The sequence below is a fragment of the Methylobacterium hispanicum genome (assembly GCF_022179285.1).
Classification (GTDB): Bacteria; Pseudomonadota; Alphaproteobacteria; order Rhizobiales; family Beijerinckiaceae; genus Methylobacterium; species Methylobacterium hispanicum.
The window spans coordinates 356396-371020 of record NZ_BPQO01000001.1 but is presented as its reverse complement, the minus strand read 5'-3'; the positions used below and the strand labels follow the sequence as shown (position 1 = coordinate 371020).

18 protein-coding genes are annotated in these 14625 nt (G+C 71.2%); 12 read left to right on the top strand and 6 right to left on the bottom strand.

The genetic code is table 11. From position 1 onward, the window contains the following. Positions 1–87: 87 nt before the first annotated feature. Both MFF56_RS01645 and MFF56_RS01640 read left to right on the top strand, forming a co-directional pair. Positions 88–402, top strand: coding sequence for an EthD family reductase (locus tag MFF56_RS01645; RefSeq protein WP_066919403.1), 315 nt, complete (start codon positions 88–90; stop codon positions 400–402). Beyond that, positions 399–710: a hypothetical protein gene (locus tag MFF56_RS01640; RefSeq protein WP_066919401.1), complete on the top strand. Its 312-nt coding sequence runs from the start codon at positions 399–401 to the stop codon at positions 708–710. The genes MFF56_RS01645 and MFF56_RS01640 overlap by 4 nt, the downstream gene beginning before the upstream one ends. 227 nt (positions 711–937) lie before the next feature. Here MFF56_RS01640 and MFF56_RS01635 read toward each other — a convergent pair whose 3' ends face one another. After that, positions 938–1819, bottom strand: coding sequence for an alpha/beta hydrolase (locus MFF56_RS01635; protein ID WP_066925381.1), 882 nt, complete (start codon positions 1817–1819; stop codon positions 938–940). A gap of 172 nt (positions 1820–1991) precedes the next feature. On the opposite strand from MFF56_RS01635, the gene MFF56_RS01630 reads away from it, so the two are divergent. Then, the gene (locus MFF56_RS01630) at positions 1992–3242 is read left to right on the top strand and encodes a NupC/NupG family nucleoside CNT transporter (protein ID WP_066925378.1); all 1251 of its coding nucleotides are present in this window, start codon (positions 1992–1994) and stop codon (positions 3240–3242) included. A gap of 81 nt (positions 3243–3323) precedes the next feature. Here the strand turns inward: MFF56_RS01630 and MFF56_RS01625 are convergent, their stop codons facing one another. Genes MFF56_RS01625 through MFF56_RS01615 form a run of 3 tightly spaced genes read right to left on the bottom strand, consistent with a single transcriptional unit; the run spans position 3324 to position 5066 of the window. Continuing rightward, positions 3324–4049, bottom strand: coding sequence for a di-trans,poly-cis-decaprenylcistransferase (locus MFF56_RS01625; RefSeq protein WP_066925375.1), 726 nt, complete (start codon positions 4047–4049; stop codon positions 3324–3326). A gap of 50 nt (positions 4050–4099) precedes the next feature. Next, positions 4100–4462 carry a transcriptional regulator gene (locus MFF56_RS01620; protein ID WP_238229336.1) on the bottom strand — a complete coding sequence of 121 codons (363 nt, stop codon included), beginning with the start codon at positions 4460–4462 and terminating at the stop codon, positions 4100–4102. Continuing rightward, positions 4449–5066, bottom strand: a complete 618-nt coding sequence (locus MFF56_RS01615) for a hypothetical protein (protein ID WP_066923397.1) — start codon at positions 5064–5066, stop codon at positions 4449–4451. The genes MFF56_RS01620 and MFF56_RS01615 overlap by 14 nt, the downstream gene beginning before the upstream one ends. 351 nt (positions 5067–5417) lie before the next feature. Between MFF56_RS01615 and MFF56_RS01610 the strand changes: the two genes are divergently transcribed. The 9 genes from MFF56_RS01610 to MFF56_RS01570 all read left to right on the top strand — a co-directional run bounded on the left by MFF56_RS01610 (position 5418) and on the right by MFF56_RS01570 (position 12697). Further along, complete coding sequence (locus MFF56_RS01610) at positions 5418–5720, top strand: hypothetical protein (protein ID WP_238229335.1); 303 nt, start codon at positions 5418–5420, stop codon at positions 5718–5720. Between the two features lie 257 nt (positions 5721–5977). After that, positions 5978–6652, top strand: a complete 675-nt coding sequence (locus MFF56_RS01605; protein ID WP_066923401.1) for a trna delta -isopentenylpyrophosphate transferase — start codon at positions 5978–5980, stop codon at positions 6650–6652. 42 nt (positions 6653–6694) lie between these two features. Next, positions 6695–6991 (top strand): hypothetical protein, encoded by a 297-nt coding sequence (locus MFF56_RS01600; protein ID WP_066923403.1) that lies wholly within the window; start codon positions 6695–6697, stop codon positions 6989–6991. Positions 6992–7124: 133 nt separating this feature from the next. After that, positions 7125–9845 carry a DNA gyrase subunit A gene (gyrA, locus tag MFF56_RS01595; RefSeq protein WP_066923407.1) on the top strand — a complete coding sequence of 907 codons (2721 nt, stop codon included), beginning with the start codon at positions 7125–7127 and terminating at the stop codon, positions 9843–9845. Between the two features lie 140 nt (positions 9846–9985). Continuing rightward, complete coding sequence (locus MFF56_RS01590) at positions 9986–10513, top strand: hypothetical protein (protein ID WP_066923410.1); 528 nt, start codon at positions 9986–9988, stop codon at positions 10511–10513. An 84-nt stretch (positions 10514–10597) separates the two neighbouring features. After that, on the top strand, positions 10598–11101 hold the full coding sequence (coaD, locus tag MFF56_RS01585) for a pantetheine-phosphate adenylyltransferase (RefSeq protein ID WP_066923413.1): 504 nt from the start codon (positions 10598–10600) through the stop codon (positions 11099–11101). A gap of 29 nt (positions 11102–11130) precedes the next feature. After that, complete coding sequence (locus MFF56_RS01580) at positions 11131–11679, top strand: peptidylprolyl isomerase (protein WP_066923415.1); 549 nt, start codon at positions 11131–11133, stop codon at positions 11677–11679. A gap of 130 nt (positions 11680–11809) precedes the next feature. After that, a complete protein-coding gene (locus MFF56_RS01575) occupies positions 11810–12142 on the top strand; it encodes a UCP034077 family protein (protein ID WP_373324009.1) in 333 nt (110 codons plus the stop codon). A 96-nt stretch (positions 12143–12238) separates the two neighbouring features. Continuing rightward, on the top strand, positions 12239–12697 hold the full coding sequence (locus MFF56_RS01570; RefSeq protein WP_066923421.1) for a peptidylprolyl isomerase: 459 nt from the start codon (positions 12239–12241) through the stop codon (positions 12695–12697). 112 nt (positions 12698–12809) lie between these two features. On the opposite strand, the gene mobA is transcribed toward MFF56_RS01570, so the two are convergent. Together mobA and MFF56_RS01560 are read right to left on the bottom strand one after the other, a co-directional pair. Then, entirely contained in the window at positions 12810–13427 is a 618-nt protein-coding gene (gene mobA / locus MFF56_RS01565; RefSeq protein WP_082773096.1) for a molybdenum cofactor guanylyltransferase MobA, read from the bottom strand. Beyond that, the gene (locus MFF56_RS01560; RefSeq protein WP_238229334.1) at positions 13424–14563 is read right to left on the bottom strand and encodes an Mrp/NBP35 family ATP-binding protein; all 1140 of its coding nucleotides are present in this window, start codon (positions 14561–14563) and stop codon (positions 13424–13426) included. Before MFF56_RS01560 ends, mobA begins: the two co-directional genes overlap by 4 nt. Positions 14564–14625: the final 62 nt, after the last annotated feature.

Below are 14625 nucleotides of genomic sequence, written 5' to 3'. Positions count from 1 at the left end.
CGCGTCCGCGCCCGGCACACGAAGTCCCGCACCGGGCGGCGCCCGCCAGCGGGGACCGCCCGCCGGACGGGCACCGGGAGAGAAACGATGATCCTCGTGAGCGTGATGTACCCGGCCGGCGGCCGCTTCGACATGGCCTACTATCTCGGCCACCACATGCCGCTGGTGCGCGAGCGCTGGTCCTCCTTCGGCCTGCACGAGGCGAAGATCGTGCGCGGCGTCTCGACGCCGGACGGGGGCGAGGCCCCCTATCAGGTGATGGCCCTGCTGACCTGGGAATCGGCCGACGCCTTCCAGAAGGCGGCCGCCGCGCACGGGGCCGAGATCTTCGGCGACATCCCGAAGTTCACCGACCGTCAGGCCCAGGTCCAGATCAACGAATTCCCCGAGAGCGGCGCGTGATCGACGTCGTCAAGGCGGTCCAGGAGGCGGATCCAAGTCTCGGATCGTACGTGATCGTGCTGCGCGGCGATTCCCGGGCGCTCGCCGCGCCCGACCGCCTGGACGATGCGGCCGCCGCCTGGATCGCGGCGGAGGCCCCGGAGGCGCGGCTGACGCAGGTGAGCGTGGCGCTCGCACCCTATCCGGGGGCGGCGCCGACCGAGCGGACCGTGACGGTGCTGGCCTTCCCCGACGCGCGCCGGCTCGCCGCCTTCGCCACCGCGTGGACGGCCGATCCGGAGCCGGAGGAGGACGCCCCCGCGGCCTGAGGCGGTCGACACCCCTCCGGGCGGGCCTGAACCACGCCCCCCATTCCGGCACGGCGGGAAGGGGGGCGCGGCTTTCGCCGCAGGAGGCGCGGCCGCGTCGCGCGATGCACCGCTTCGGCAAGCCGCCCCTCCGCCGCCCCTCCGCCGCCCCGCGCCCTGACGGCGCCCTCGCGAAGGAGCCCGCGTGTCCCCGCGCGGGATCCCGCGAACCGCCCGATCGTCGCGCCTCAAGGTCCGGCGTGGCGCTTCAGGAACGCGGCCGCCTCGTCCAGGGAGCGCCGCGCCTCCGGCACGAAGCTGTGCGCGAACTGCCAGACGTGGGGCACGACGGGGAAGACCTCGGCCCGGGCCTCGACGCCGGCGGCGCGGGCCTTCTCGGCCATCAGCACGGAATCGTCGCGCAGGATCTCGCGCTCACCCACGTGGAACAGCAGCGGCGGCAGGCCGGCGAGGTCGGCCCGCAGCGGCGAGACCGCCGGGTCGGCCGGGTCGGTGCCGCCGCCGAGATAGAGCGGCAGCAGCCGCGCGACCGAGACCGGATCGAACATCGCGTCTCGCCGGGCATTCGTGATGCGTGAGCCGTCCGTCTTGGCGAGGTCCGCCGCGGGGGAGAACAGGGCGGCGGCGCGCGGCATCGGCAGGCCGCGGTCGCGGGCGGCCAGGAGCACCAGGAGCGCGAGGTTGCCGCCCGCCGAGTCGCCCGCGATCACCGCCGGCCCCTCGGCCGCGAAGGCCGTCCAGGCCGCAAGCGCGTCCTCGAGCGGGGCCGGGAAGGGATGTTCCGGGGCGAGCCGGTAATCGGGCACGAAGAGCGTGAGGCCGCGCCGGGCCAGGCCGCCCGTGACCGGCCGATGGGTCTTGGCCGAGCAGGCCACGAATCCGCCCCCGTGCAGGTAGAGCAGCCGCGCCCCGTGGCCCGACGCCGGGCGCACCCACTCGCCCGGCACACCGCCGAGGCGGCCCGCCTCGTAGCGGACGCCCGGCGGGTCCGGAAAGGTGGCGCCGTTGAGCACGGCGCGGATCCGGCCGACGTCCTCCATCGCGCCGAGGCGGTTGCGGACGTTCCGCCGTACCATCCAGGCCCCGAGATGCGCGCGCAAGCTCGCCATGACGTCCGTCCCTTCGCCGCTCGGGAGATGGAGGGCGTTCTAGGACGCGCGGACGGCATATCCACCCGCCGATGCCCGAGAGCCGCGGAAAGGACCGCCGAGGCCCGGCCCGAGCTTTCCAAGACGGGCAGGACCGGCCAAGGTTCCGGCCGCCCGCTTCCCCGCGTTCCCGATGATCGATCGCCTGATCCACGCCGCCGCCAGCATCCTGCTCCTGCTCGGCATCGCCGTGCTGCTCTCGAGCAACCGGCGGGCCATCCGCCTCCGGGTGGTGCTCCCGGCGCTCGCGCTGCAGGTCGGGCTCGGCGCGCTGGTGCTGTTCGTGCCGGCGGGCCAGGCCGCGCTGGCGCTCGCGGCGGGCGTGGTGCAGGCGGTGCTGGCCTACGGCGACCGCGGCACCGCCTTCCTGTTCGGCGGCCTCGTCGAGCCGAGGATGTTCGAGCTGTTCGGCGGCTCCGGCTTCGTCCTGGCGCTGCGCGTGCTGCCGCAGATCCTCTACGTCTCGGCGCTCATCGGCGTGCTCTATCATCTCGGCGTGATGCAGCTGATGGCGCGCGGGCTCGGTGCGGGGCTCCGGCGTGTCCTCGGCACCTCGCCGATCGAGTCCTTCGCGGCGGTGATCACGGTCGCGATCGGCCAGAGCGAGATCGCCGTGGCGCTGCGGCCGTTCCTTGCGCTGCTCACGGGGGCCGAGCTCTTCGCCGTGATGACGAGCGGGGCCGCCTCGACGGCGGGCTCGATCCTGGCCGGCTACGCCGCGCTCGGCGTGCCGATGACCTACCTGCTCGCGGCCTCCGCGATGGCGATCCCGGGCGGCCTGCTCTATGCCAAGATCCTGATGCCCACGGTGGAGCCCACCCGCATCACCACGACCCGCGTCACCTTCGGCGAGCGGCGGGCCGCCAACCTGATCGAGGCCGCCGCGGACGGCACCCAGAAGGGGCTGGCGGTGGCGGTCTCGGTCGGCGCCATGCTGATCGCCTTCGTGGGCCTGATCGCCCTGGCGAACGGCCTGCTGGGCTGGCTCGGCGGTTTCGCGGGCTACCCGCAGATCTCGATCGAGGGCGTGCTGGGCGCCGTCCTCAGCCCCTTCGCCTGGCTGCTCGGCGTGCCCTGGAGCGAGGCCGCGCTCGTCGGCGGCGCGATCGGGCAGAAATTCGCCTTCAACGAGTTCCTGGCCTACGCCGACCTCTCGCCGACCCTGAAAGCCGGCCGGCTCGACCCGCGCAGCACCGCCATCGTCTGCTTCGCGCTCTGCGGCTTCGCCAACCTCGCCTCGATCGCCATCCAGCTCGCGAGCTTCGCGAGCCTCGTGCCCGAGCGGCGGCCCGAGCTGGCCCGCTACGGGCTGCGCGCCATCCTGGCCGGCAGCCTCTCGAACCTGACGAGCGCGGCGATCGCCGGCCTGTTCGTCGCCGGCTGACGCACGCCTGGGGCCGGCCCGCGCGCCGACGAGGGGGAGAGGGGAACCCCGCCTCCCCGGGCGATCGCGCGGCTGGCCGTCTCAGGCCGCGGCCGAGACCTTGGGCGGGTTGAGGCCGCCGTAGCGGCGGTCGCGCCGGGCGAACTCGGCGACCGCCTCGGCGAGGTCGGGCCGCCCGAAATCCGGCCACATCCGGTCGGTGAAGTGCAGCTCGGCGTAGGCAGCCTCCCAGAGCAGGAAGTCCGAGAGCCGCTTCTCGCCGCCGGTGCGGATCAGGAGGTCCACGTCGACCGGCGAGCCGTGCATCTCGCCCGCCACCATGCGGCCGAAGGCCTCCCGGGAGGTCGCCGGGTCGGCAAGGCGCGCGGCGGCCGCGATGATCGCGTCGCGGGCCGAGTAATCGACCGCGATGCGCAGGTGGAGCCGCGTGCCGGCCGCGGTGGCGGCCTCGGCCGCCCCGATCGCCTCCGGGATGCCGTTCGGGAGGCGGTCGCGCCGGCCGATCACGCTGAGCCGGGTGCCGGTGCGGGCGAGGTGCGCGGTCTCGTTGCGCAGGTAGGAGCGCAGCAGCCGCATCAGCGCGCCGACCTCGTCGGCCGGGCGCTGCCAGTTGTCGCTGGAGAAGGCGTAGAGGGTCAGCGTGCCGATGCCGAGGTCGGGGCAGGCCTCGGCGGTGGCCCGGATCGCCTCGACCCCGCGGCGATGCCCGGCGAAGCGCGGCAGGCCGCGCGCCGTCGCCCAGCGCCCGTTGCCATCCATGATGATCGCCGCGTGCAGGCCGGGTCGCGGTTCGGCCGGGCTGGGCATCGTCGAGGTCTCCGGTCGTGAGGGGGGCGGCGTCGGGGCGGGCTGGTCCATCAGGCGGTCTTCAGGTCCGGGGCGGGCCCCGCGGCCTCGGCCGCGTCGCGCACCACCCGTTCCAGCACCGCGAGGTATTCGAGGAAGCGCGCGCGCCCGGCCGGCGTCAGGCGGCAGAGCGTCTGCGGCCGGTTGTGGGCGTGGCCCTTCTGCAGGCTCACCAGCCCGGCCTCCTGCAACACCGCGAGGTGCCGGCTGAGATTGCCGTCGGTCAGGTTGCAGAGCCGTTTCAGGTCGGGGAAGGGGAGCCCCTTGGGGTGGCCGACCAGCGAGGTCAGCACGCCGAGGCGCGCCTTCTCGTGGATGGTCCGGTCCAGGCCCTCGTAGGAGAACCGGCCCTCGTCCGCGTCAGCGAGCGCCATCGTCGCCCCGCGTCGCGCGATGGAGGATCAGGGCGAGCCAGCCCTGGCCGAGAAAGAAGGGCAGGCCCATCAGCCAGGGCGAGAGGGCGTGCGTGGTGCTCGCGAGCGCCAGACCGCCGAGGCCGGCGAGCAGGTACCAGGCCGCCACGCTCTGCACGCTGCGCGGCAGGATGCGCGCCGAGGCGAACAGGCCGAGCCCGGTGAGCACCTGCCAGAGGCCGGGTAGCATCCAGGCCGCCTCCGGCGCGAAGCGCCCGATCACCAGGCCGAGGCAGGCGCCGGCGCCGGCGGTGGGCAGGAACACCTCGATGGCGTTCCAGATCATCGCGTCGGCCAGGCCCGAATGGATCCGGCGCGAGCGCCGCACGGTCTCGACACCGACGAGCGCGAAGGCAACGAGCGCCGCGCCGACCCAGATGGTGAAGAACAGCAGCGGCCGCGCGTTCGGATCGCCCAGCCAAAGGGCCTGGGCGCCCGCCACCATGAGGGCGACGATGCCGGTCGCCGCCACGGTCGCGGCGCCGAGGCCGCGGAAGGTCTCGTCGCGCGCAAGCTGGCTGCGGATCGCGACGATGTCCGCCAGGGCTCTGTCGAGGTCGCGCATCGGCCAAAACCCCCGTGTGGTCCGGTTCGCGGTCTGCGGCTACGGTCTGCTTTGCATCGCAAAGTAGGTCGCGGACGGGTGGCTGGCAAGTGCCGGTCATCTGCAACCGAAAGTGGTTCGGCCGATGCCCCCCGGGATCGCGAGAGGGCCGCGGCGAGAGCGCTGCGGCGAGTGGACCGCGGACGGTACGTCCGCATACCGCCGGGGCCACCGTTCGGCGAGGTCCTCTTCCGGGCTAAGCCGCCCGGCCCGGCTGCCGCCTTGCCGCGCCCACACGAGCGCTATGTAGACGGCAGCCACCGGCAGGCAATTGATTTCAAATAAGAATTTTAGAAGAGCGGAGGATCCCCGATGTCTGTGCTGCGTCTCGTTATCGTCTCGATCGCGATGGTCCCGGTCGCCGCCCAGGCGGCGGCACGGCTCAAGCTCGACGACAAGGCCTCCCTCTGGCCGCGGGCCGGCATGGAGGAGAAGATCGACTTCACCAACCGGATGGGCAGGTCGATGACGCAGCTCTCCCCGGACCTCAGCAACACCTATTTCATGCGCTGTCTGGAGGAGACGGCCAATATCGGCGACACGAAGGAGCTGACGCTGGGCGATCTCGTGCGGACCTGCGTGGCCCTGCAGATGGGCCGGGACGGGCAGAATTAGGGGCGGGCCGCACCCGCCACTCCGCCCGCTGCGGGGGGCGGCCCGGCTTCGGCCCGGAACCGCACCGTGCCCTCCGCTACGGCTCCGGGGACCCGCGCACTATGCGCCGCGCGGTAGTCGCAGGCGGGCCTCGAATCACGCCCGTCAAGCCCGGTCACCCCTTGCAAGCCTGTGGATAACCCTCCATAAAGGGTAAGAACAAAACAGGAACGAATGGCCGCGCTTCCGCGGCGCGGCCGGCCCCGAGGTGAGAGCCCATGCGAACCGCCGACAAGCAGATCGCCGACACCCTGGTCCGCTACGGCGAGCCTTTCGCCGGCAACGTCTGGCGGGTTCAGGGCACGGCGGTGATCTACCACAAGACCCTGGAGCGCATCGCCGCGCAGGCCGGCATCCGCTTCGACCCGCCGACGATCATCCGGGCCGAGCGCGACGAGGCCGTGGTGCTGGTGACCGGGCACCTTCCGGGCGCCAAGGCCGGGACCGAGCGCGTCGAGTGGTCGATCGGCGAGGCGCTGGTGAACGTGAACTACCGCGTCTCGGGCAAGCAGGCGGCCTACGTCTACGCCATGGCCGAGAAGCGGGGGAAGGACCGCGTCATCCTCAAGCTGATCGAGCTGCACGGCCTCGTCTATTCCGAGGAGGAGGCCGACGAGTTCCGCGGCGGGCGCCTGGCCGAGGTGCAGGCGGTGGACGAGGATTTCGAGGCGCCCGCCTTCGACGAGGTGACGGAGGCCGAGGCCGACCTGAAACGCGCCATCGACGCGACCGACACCATCAACGCCGTCACCGACCTGATGCTGGCGGGCGAGACGCAACGGATCCTCGCCGGCATGCCGCAAGGCACCCGCGACGAGGTGCGCGACTACGCCAAGGCCCGCCTCGTGGCGCTCGGCTGGCCCGGTACCAAGGGCCGACGCCGCGCCGCCTGATCGAGACGTCCGACCCCCGACTTCGAACGAGAGGAGCCCCCGATGCGCCGCGCCGCCGACCGTCGTCAGGACCGCTACGCGATCGAGACCCTGAGCTACAGCCCGACGCGGCTGGTGAAACTCGGCCGCCGCAAGGTGGCGATGCTGTTCCAGCCCGCGGAAGCGGGCGCGCCCTGGCAGCTCTACCCGAACCCCGACGCCTTCCCGGGCCTCGGCTTCGAGGGCCTGCCCGCGCCGCTGCGGCCCGAATTCATGAGCTTCCCGGACCTCGCGGCGGTCGAGGATTTCCTCGGGATCGGAAAGGCTTCGGCCCGCGCGGCGATGCCGCTGGCCGCCTGAGGCCGCGCTTGCGCGGGGGCTCCGTGAGTCTTATTTAACCATTTGATATCACGGATCTTCCCGCGCCCCCGTCCGGGCGGGCGCGACGCGACCCGAGCCGGGGCGGTACGCCCCAGATTCTGGACAGGTAGCCTTGGCCGAGACCAACGATCCGGGAGCCGGCGCGCCGCCGCCCGCCACCGACATCCGCCCCGTCTCCATCACCGACGAGATGCGCCGCTCCTACCTCGATTACGCGATGAGCGTGATCGTGAGCCGCGCGCTCCCCGACGCGCGCGACGGGCTCAAGCCCGTGCACCGGCGCATCCTCTACTCGGCCTTCGAGTCGGGGCACCTGCCGGAGCGCAAATACGTCAAGTCGGCCCGCATCGTCGGCGACGTGATCGGTCTCTACCACCCGCACGGGGACCAATCGATCTACGACGCCCTCGTGCGGATGGCGCAGGACTTCTCCATGCGCCTGATGCTCATCGACGGGCAGGGCAATTTCGGCTCGGTCGACGGCGATCCGCCGGCGGCCATGCGCTACACCGAGTCGCGGCTGGCCAAACCCGCCACCGCGCTGCTCACCGACATCGACAAGAACACCGTCGATTTCGGACCGAACTACGACGAGTCGCGGGAAGAGCCGACCGTTCTGCCGGCCCGCTTCCCGAACCTGCTCGCCAACGGCGCGGGCGGCATCGCGGTCGGCATGGCCACCAACATCCCGCCGCACAATCTCGGCGAGCTGATCGACGCCTGCGTGGCGCTGATCGACGATCCGGGCCTGACGATCGAGCAGCTGATCGAGATCGTGCCCGGCCCCGATTTCCCGACCGGCGGCCTGATCCTCGGCCGCGCCGGCACGCGCCAGGCCTACAACACCGGCCGCGGCTCCATCATCATGCGGGCGAAGTCCCACGTGGAGGAGCTGCGCAAGGAGCGCGAGGCGCTGATCTTCACCGAGATCCCGTTCCAGGTGAACAAGGCGACCTTGATCGAGAAGATCGCCGAGCTGGTGAAGGAGAAGCGCGTCGAGGGCATCTCGGACCTGCGCGACGAGTCCGACCGCTCCGGCATGCGGATCGTGGTCGAGATCAAGCGCGACGCGATGGCCGACGTCGTGCTGAACCAGCTCTACCGCTACACGCCGCTGCAATCCTCCTTCGGCTGCAACATGGTGGCGCTGAACGGCGGTCGCCCCGAGCTGATGAACCTGAAGGACCTGCTCCAGGCCTTCAACGACTTCCGCGAGGAGGTTGTCTCCCGGCGCACCAAGTTCCTGCTCGGCAAGGCCCGGGAGCGCGCCCACGTCCTGTGCGGCCTCGCGATCGCGGTCGCCAACATCGATGAGGTGATCCGCCTCATCCGCACCGCGCCGGACCCGAACGCCGCCCGCGAGGCGCTGATGGGCCGCGACTGGCCGGCCCACGACATCGCCCCGCTGATCGCGCTCGTCGACGACCCGCGCCACCGCGTCTCCGAGGACGGCACCTACCGGCTCTCCGAGACGCAGGCCCGCGCCATCCTGGACCTGCGCCTGCAGCGCCTCACCGCGCTCGGCCGCGACGAGGTCGGGGACGAGCTGAAGACGCTCGCCGACGAGATCGCCGACTACCTCGACATCCTGCGCTCGCGCGCCCGCATCCAGGGCATCGTCAAGCACGAGCTCGCCGAGGTGCGTGCCCTCTTCGCCACGCCGCGCCGGACCGAGATCGTGGACTTCGACTCGAACGTCGAGGACGAGGATCTGATCGCCCGGGAGGACATGGTGGTGACCGTGTCCCACGCCGGCTACGTCAAGCGCGTGCCGCTCTCGACCTACCGGTCGCAGCGCCGCGGCGGCAAGGGCCGCTCGGGGATGAGCACCCGCGACGAGGATTTCGTCACCCGGCTGTTCGTGGCCAACACCCACACGCCGGTGCTGTTCTTCTCCGACCAGGGCCAGGCCTACAAGGAGAAGGTCTGGCGCCTGCCGGTGGCGGCCCCGAACGCCCGCGGCAAGGCGCTCGTGAACATCCTGCAGCTGCAGCAGGAGGGCGAGCGCATCACCACAATCATGCCGCTTCCCGAGGACGAGGCCTCCTGGGAGACCCTCGACGTGATGTTCGCGACCGCCTCCGGCAACGTCCGGCGCAACAAGCTCTCGGACTTCGTGCAGGTGAACCGCAACGGCAAGATCGCCATGAAGCTGGATGCGGGCGACCACATCGTCCACGTCGAGATCTGCCGGCCGGACCAGAACGTGCTGCTGACCACCGCCGAGGGGCAGTGCATCCGCTTCCCCGTCGAGGACGTGCGCGTGTTCAAGGGCCGCGATTCGACCGGCGTGCGCGGCATCAACCTGGGCTCGGGCGACCGCGTGATCTCGATGGCGATCCTCAACCACTTCGAGGCGTCGCCTGAGGAGCGCGCCGGCTATCTCAAGATGCGCCGCGCGGTCATCGGCGACGGCGAGGACGCCGGAGACAACGGCGAGGCCGAGGAGGCGAGCGCCGCCGCGATCTCGACCGAGCGCTACTCGGAGATGGGTGGAGCGGAGCAGTTCGTGCTGACGCTCTCCGAGAACGGCTTCGGCAAGCGCTCGTCGTCCTTCGAGTACCGAACCTCGAACCGCGGCGGAAAGGGCATCACGGCGATGCGGGTCAACGCCCGCAACGGCAAGCTGGTCGCCTCCTTCCCCGTCGAGAGCACCGACCAGATCATGCTGGTGACGAATGCCGGCCAGCTCATCCGGGTGCCGGTGGACGACATCCGCATCGTCGGCCGCGCCTCGCAGGGCGTGACGGTGTTCAACACCGACAAGGCCGAGCGCGTGGTCTCCGTCGAGCACATCGAGGGCGAGGACGGGGCCGAGGAGGACGAGGCCTGAGCGCCGGGAGCGTGCCTCAACAGGAGGCGCGCTCCCGTTGCCGGATCGCCATCTGGCTCTGAGCGGATCTGCGGGAACTGAGCGCGACAATGCCTTCTGCGCGCGACGCATTCTCGCCTGCAGCGAGTAGGCAGTCGGAGATGGGGATCGCGAAGCTCTTTCTCGCCGCGCTCGCTTACGGCGTGGTGACGGTGGCGTTGTTCGGCGATCCGGCGCAACCCATCGGTCTCGCAACGTTCTGGTCTGATCGACTTGGCATTCCCTATTGGCGGCAAGTCGCTGCTATCTGCGTCGCCATCTCGGCGCTGGTTTTCGCGCTTCCACGAAAAGGCAAAATCTTCGATCTCCTTCGGTGGCCGATTTTCACTGTCCTAGCCGTAATCCTGCCAACTCTGAGCGTGGGGATCTACGCGGACAGGATCCGCCATCAGGGTATCCTCGTGCTCGTGCCCGATTCCGTCGATGAGAGCTCTTTCTTCAAGTCTATCCGCAAGGCTCCTGCAGATTTTCAGTCGTTTTTACACACGGCGGCGATCAAGGATTGTAAGCCGTACGCCTGGAGCTATCGGAGATTGGCATTCTACGAGGTGCCACCGAATGTCGCCGTTAACGTCCTGCCCCTAGCGTGGATCAATCGGTGCGGAATCGTCCGGTCCGACCGCTATTGACCCAGCCCCAATTGCTTCAGGCCTGTCCTCAAGCACTGGCCGCCACGGTTCCGTTCCCCGAGAAAATGCTTTAGGGCGGAGGCGATGACGCGCACCGCCCTCTACGCCGGCTCCTTCGATCCGGTGACGAACGGCCACCTCGACGTCGTGCGCCAGGCCTGCCGGCTGGTGTCGCGCCTCGTGATCGCCATCGGCGTGCATCCGGGAAAGACGCCGCTCTTCAGCGCCGAGGAGCGGGCCGAGCTTCTCCGCGAGACCTGTGGGCCGCTGGCGCGGGCCGAGGGGGCGGAGCTGGAGATCGCGCGCTTCGACGATCTCGCGGTCGCGGCGGCCCGGCGCTGCGGCGCCACCCTGTTCATCCGGGGCCTGCGCGACGGCACCGACCTCGACTACGAGATGCAGCTCGCCGGCATGAACGGCGCGATGGCGCCCGAGGTCCAGACCGTGTTCCTGCCGGCCTCGATCCAGGTGAGACCGATCACCGCGACCCTCGTCCGCCAGATCGCCGCGATGGGCGGCGACGTCGCCCCCTTCGTACCGGGGCCGGTGGCGGCGCGCCTCGCCGCGCGCTTCGCCAAAGCCCCTTGAGTGTCCACGACCAACCGGAGATGCCCCGCATGAACCGTCGCACCGCCCTCGGCGCGCTCGCGCTCGCCGCCGCAATCGGCCTCGCCCCCGCCGCCCAGGCCGCCGGGCCGGACACCGTCTACCTCGACACGAAGGACGGGCGCGTCACCATCGAGCTGCGGCCGGATCTGGCGCCCAAGCACGTCAAGCAGATCAAGACGCTGGTCGGCCAAGGTTTCTACAACGGCCTCAAGTTCCACCGCGTCATCGACGGCTTCATGGTCCAGACCGGCGATCCGAACGGCAACGGCACCGGCGGCTCGAAGCTGCCGAACATCCCGGCCGAGTTCACGCAGACGCCGTTCCTGCGGGGCACCGTCGGCATGGCCCGCTCGCAGGACCCGAACTCCGCGAACTCCCAGTTCTTCATCTGCCTCGCGCCCGCGACCTTCCTGAACAACAACTACACCGTGGTCGGCGTGGTGACGGACGGCATGGACGTGGTCGACAAGGTCAAGAAGGGCTCCAAGAGCGACAACGGCTCGGTGAAGGACCCGGACAAGATCGTGAAGATGGAGCTGGCCGAGAAGGCCAAGTGAGCTGAGGCTCGCGCGGACGATACGGGGCGCGGCGCTCGCGGGCGCCCTGCTGCCGGGTGCGGCGTCGGCCTCCTATTACGGGGCGCCGGGCCCCCCGCTGAGCCTGCCCCAGACGCTGCGCGGCACCGTCGTGGTGCCGCTCGCCGAGGCTCCGGCGGCACCCGCCGACACGCTGCCCCAGCTCTATCCGGTGCTGGCCGCCTGCTGGCAGCCGCCCGCGGGGCTCGGCCACGGAGAGGTCCAGATCACGGCCCGCTTCGCCCTGCGGCGGGACGGCAGCCTCATCGCGTCGCCCCGCATCGTCTTCACGAGCGGGGCGGCGGGCGAGGCGAGGAACCGGCTCCTCCGGACGACCCTGCGGGCGCTCAAGGCCTGCACGCCGGCCCGGATCACGCCGGATCTCGGCCGGGCCATCGCCGGCCGGCCGATCGGCCTGCGCCTCGTCTATCGGGGCACCCGCTGACCTCCCGATTTGCCGCGAGCCCGCGGATCGGGTTAGGCCGTCGCACGAGCACGGCCTGACGATCGGGACGAGTTTCCACCAACGGAGAACGACGACATGGCAGACAACGAGACGATCGTCCTCGAGACCACCAAGGGCCGCGTGGTGATCGCGTTGCGCCCGGACCTGGCGCCCAACCACGTCGAGCGCATCAAGACGCTGGCTGGCCAGGGCTTCTACGACGGCGTGCCCTTCCACCGGGTGATCGACGGCTTCATGGCCCAGACCGGCGACCCGACCGGCACGGGCTCCGGCGGCTCGGACCTGCCCGACCTCAACGCCGAGTTCAACGCCGAGCCGCACGTGCGCGGCACCTGCTCGATGGCCCGCACGAACTTCCCGCACTCGGCCAACTCGCAGTTCTTCATCTGCTTCGACGACGCCCGCTTCCTCGACCGCCAGTACACCGTCTGGGGCAAGGTCATCGAGGGCATGGACGTGGTCGACACGATCAACAAGGGCGAGCCCCCGCGCTCGCCGGACAAGATCGTGAAGGCGACGGTCGGCGCAGCGTGAGCCGGCTCCTGATCTGATACCGGCTGCGGGCGAGATGATCTGTTCGGATCCGCGGCTTCCCCTCTCCCCGCGCGCGGGGAGAGGGGATCCGCTGACGGTCGAGAGGTTCGTCTCACACCGAACGCGGGGCGGACATGGCGAGCACGGCCTCCGCCGCCGCCAGATCCTCCGGCGTGTTGATGTTGAGGAACGGGTCCAGCGGCGCGACCGGCCAGGAGGCCGCCGCCGCCGGGTGCCGGGCGATGAAGCCGCCGACGCGGCGCTCGCCGCCCTCTAGATAGAGTCGCAGGTCGTGCCTGAGCGCCGCCGGCCACAGCGCGATCGTGTAGTGCCGCCGCTCGCCCGAGGCCGCGAGCGCGATGCCGGCCTCCGGGCGCAAGGCCGCCAGCCGCGCCACCAGATCCGCGGGCAGGAAGGGCGCGTCGCCCGAGACGCTGACGATTGCCCCGACCCCGCGGGAGGCGGCGTGCTCCAGCCCTGCCAGGATGCCGGCGAGCGGCCCCGGCCGGTCGGGCAGCGTGTCCGGCAGGACCGGCCCCGGGAAGGCGCCGAACCGGGCCGGGTCGCCGTTGGCGCTGAGCGCCAGCCCTGCCCCGCACTGCGTCTCCAGCCGCTCCGCGACCCGCGCGAGCAGGGTGCGTCCCCCGAGCCGGAGCAGGGGCTTGTCGCCCCCGCCCATTCGCCGGGCCAGGCCCCCGGCCAGGATCAGGCCGAGGACGGGCGCGCTCACTCGATGACGATCTTCGGCGCCGCACGGCCGGCGGGCGCGCCCGAGAGGTTCGCCCAGAGCTTGGCCGCGATCTCCCGGTAGACCTGCGCCTGCGGCCCGTCCGGATCGGTCGCCACCACCGGACGGCCGGAATCGGAGGTCTCGCGGATCGTCATGTTGAGCGGCACCTCGCCGAGGAAGGGCACGCCGAGGCGCTCGGCTTCCTGGCGGGCGCCGCCGTGGCCGAAGATGTGGGAGGCGTGGCCGCAATTCGGGCAGACGAAGGTCGCCATGTTCTCGATCACGCCAAGGATCGGCACGGCGACCTTCTTGAACATGGTCACGCCACGCCGCGCATCGATCAGCGCGAGGTCCTGCGGCGTCGAGACGATCACGGCGCCGGACAAGGGCGTGGCCTGAGCCATGGTGAGCTGCGCGTCGCCGGTACCGGGTGGCATGTCCACGATGAGCACGTCGAGCTCGCCCCAGAGCACGTCGCGCAGCATCTGGGTGATGGCCGACTGCACCATCGGCCCGCGCCAGATCATCGCCGTCTCGGGCTCGATCAGGAAGCCGATCGACATGACCTTGAGCCCGTAGCCCTCCATCGGCTCCATCGAGCGGTTCTCGACCACGTTGGGCTTGCCGGAGAGGCCGAAGAGCTTCGGAACGGAAGGCCCGTAGATGTCGGCGTCGAGGAGGCCGACCTTCAGCCCCTGCGCCTTGAGCGCGAGGGCGAGGTTGCAGGCGGTGGTCGACTTGCCGACGCCGCCCTTGCCGGAGGCGACCGCCACGATGTGGCGCACGCCCGGCAGCTGCGGCCCCTGGTTCGGGGGGGCGCCGGGGCGAGGCGGCTGCGGCGCCGCGGGGCGGGGCGGGGCGGGGCTCTGTGCCTGAGGGCCCGGACCCCGCTCCGAGGTCAGGCTGGCGAACACGCCCGAGACGCCGGGGATCGACAGTACCCGGCCCTCGGCGGCGCGCCGCACCGGCTCGAACCGCTCGGCCTCGCTCGGGTCGATCAGGATCGAGAACATCACCCGGTTGTTTGCATCGACCACCACCTGCGAGAGGCGGCCGGAGCCGGTGAGCGTGGTGCCGGCGGCGTCCACCGTCACGCCCGTCAGCGCCTTCATCACGTCGTCGCGGCTGATCGCCAAGGTCGTTCTCCCGGTGGCGCGAGCAGGTATACCACCTGCGAATCATCCTGCATGTAACCGAG

What these genes read in the sequence shown, in the direction of transcription:
- MFF56_RS01610 (WP_238229335.1), top strand. Translation starts at nt 5,418, where the DNA reads ATGTCTGTGCTGCGTCTCGTTATCGTCTCGATCGCGATGGTCCCGGTC.
- MFF56_RS01615 (WP_066923397.1), bottom strand. Translation starts at nt 5,066, where the DNA reads ATGCGCGACCTCGACAGAGCCCTGGCGGACATCGTCGCGATCCGCAGC.
- MFF56_RS01645 (WP_066919403.1), top strand. Translation starts at nt 88, where the DNA reads ATGATCCTCGTGAGCGTGATGTACCCGGCCGGCGGCCGCTTCGACATG.
- MFF56_RS01630 (WP_066925378.1), top strand. Translation starts at nt 1,992, where the DNA reads ATGATCGATCGCCTGATCCACGCCGCCGCCAGCATCCTGCTCCTGCTC.
- MFF56_RS01600 (WP_066923403.1), top strand. Translation starts at nt 6,695, where the DNA reads ATGCGCCGCGCCGCCGACCGTCGTCAGGACCGCTACGCGATCGAGACC.
- MFF56_RS01590 (WP_066923410.1), top strand. Translation starts at nt 9,986, where the DNA reads ATGGGGATCGCGAAGCTCTTTCTCGCCGCGCTCGCTTACGGCGTGGTG.
- MFF56_RS01625 (WP_066925375.1), bottom strand. Translation starts at nt 4,049, where the DNA reads ATGCCCAGCCCGGCCGAACCGCGACCCGGCCTGCACGCGGCGATCATC.
- MFF56_RS01580 (WP_066923415.1), top strand. Translation starts at nt 11,131, where the DNA reads ATGAACCGTCGCACCGCCCTCGGCGCGCTCGCGCTCGCCGCCGCAATC.
- MFF56_RS01605 (WP_066923401.1), top strand. Translation starts at nt 5,978, where the DNA reads ATGCGAACCGCCGACAAGCAGATCGCCGACACCCTGGTCCGCTACGGC.
- coaD (WP_066923413.1), top strand. Translation starts at nt 10,598, where the DNA reads ATGACGCGCACCGCCCTCTACGCCGGCTCCTTCGATCCGGTGACGAAC.
- MFF56_RS01570 (WP_066923421.1), top strand. Translation starts at nt 12,239, where the DNA reads ATGGCAGACAACGAGACGATCGTCCTCGAGACCACCAAGGGCCGCGTG.
- MFF56_RS01635 (WP_066925381.1), bottom strand. Translation starts at nt 1,819, where the DNA reads ATGGCGAGCTTGCGCGCGCATCTCGGGGCCTGGATGGTACGGCGGAAC.
- MFF56_RS01620 (WP_238229336.1), bottom strand. Translation starts at nt 4,462, where the DNA reads ATGGCGCTCGCTGACGCGGACGAGGGCCGGTTCTCCTACGAGGGCCTG.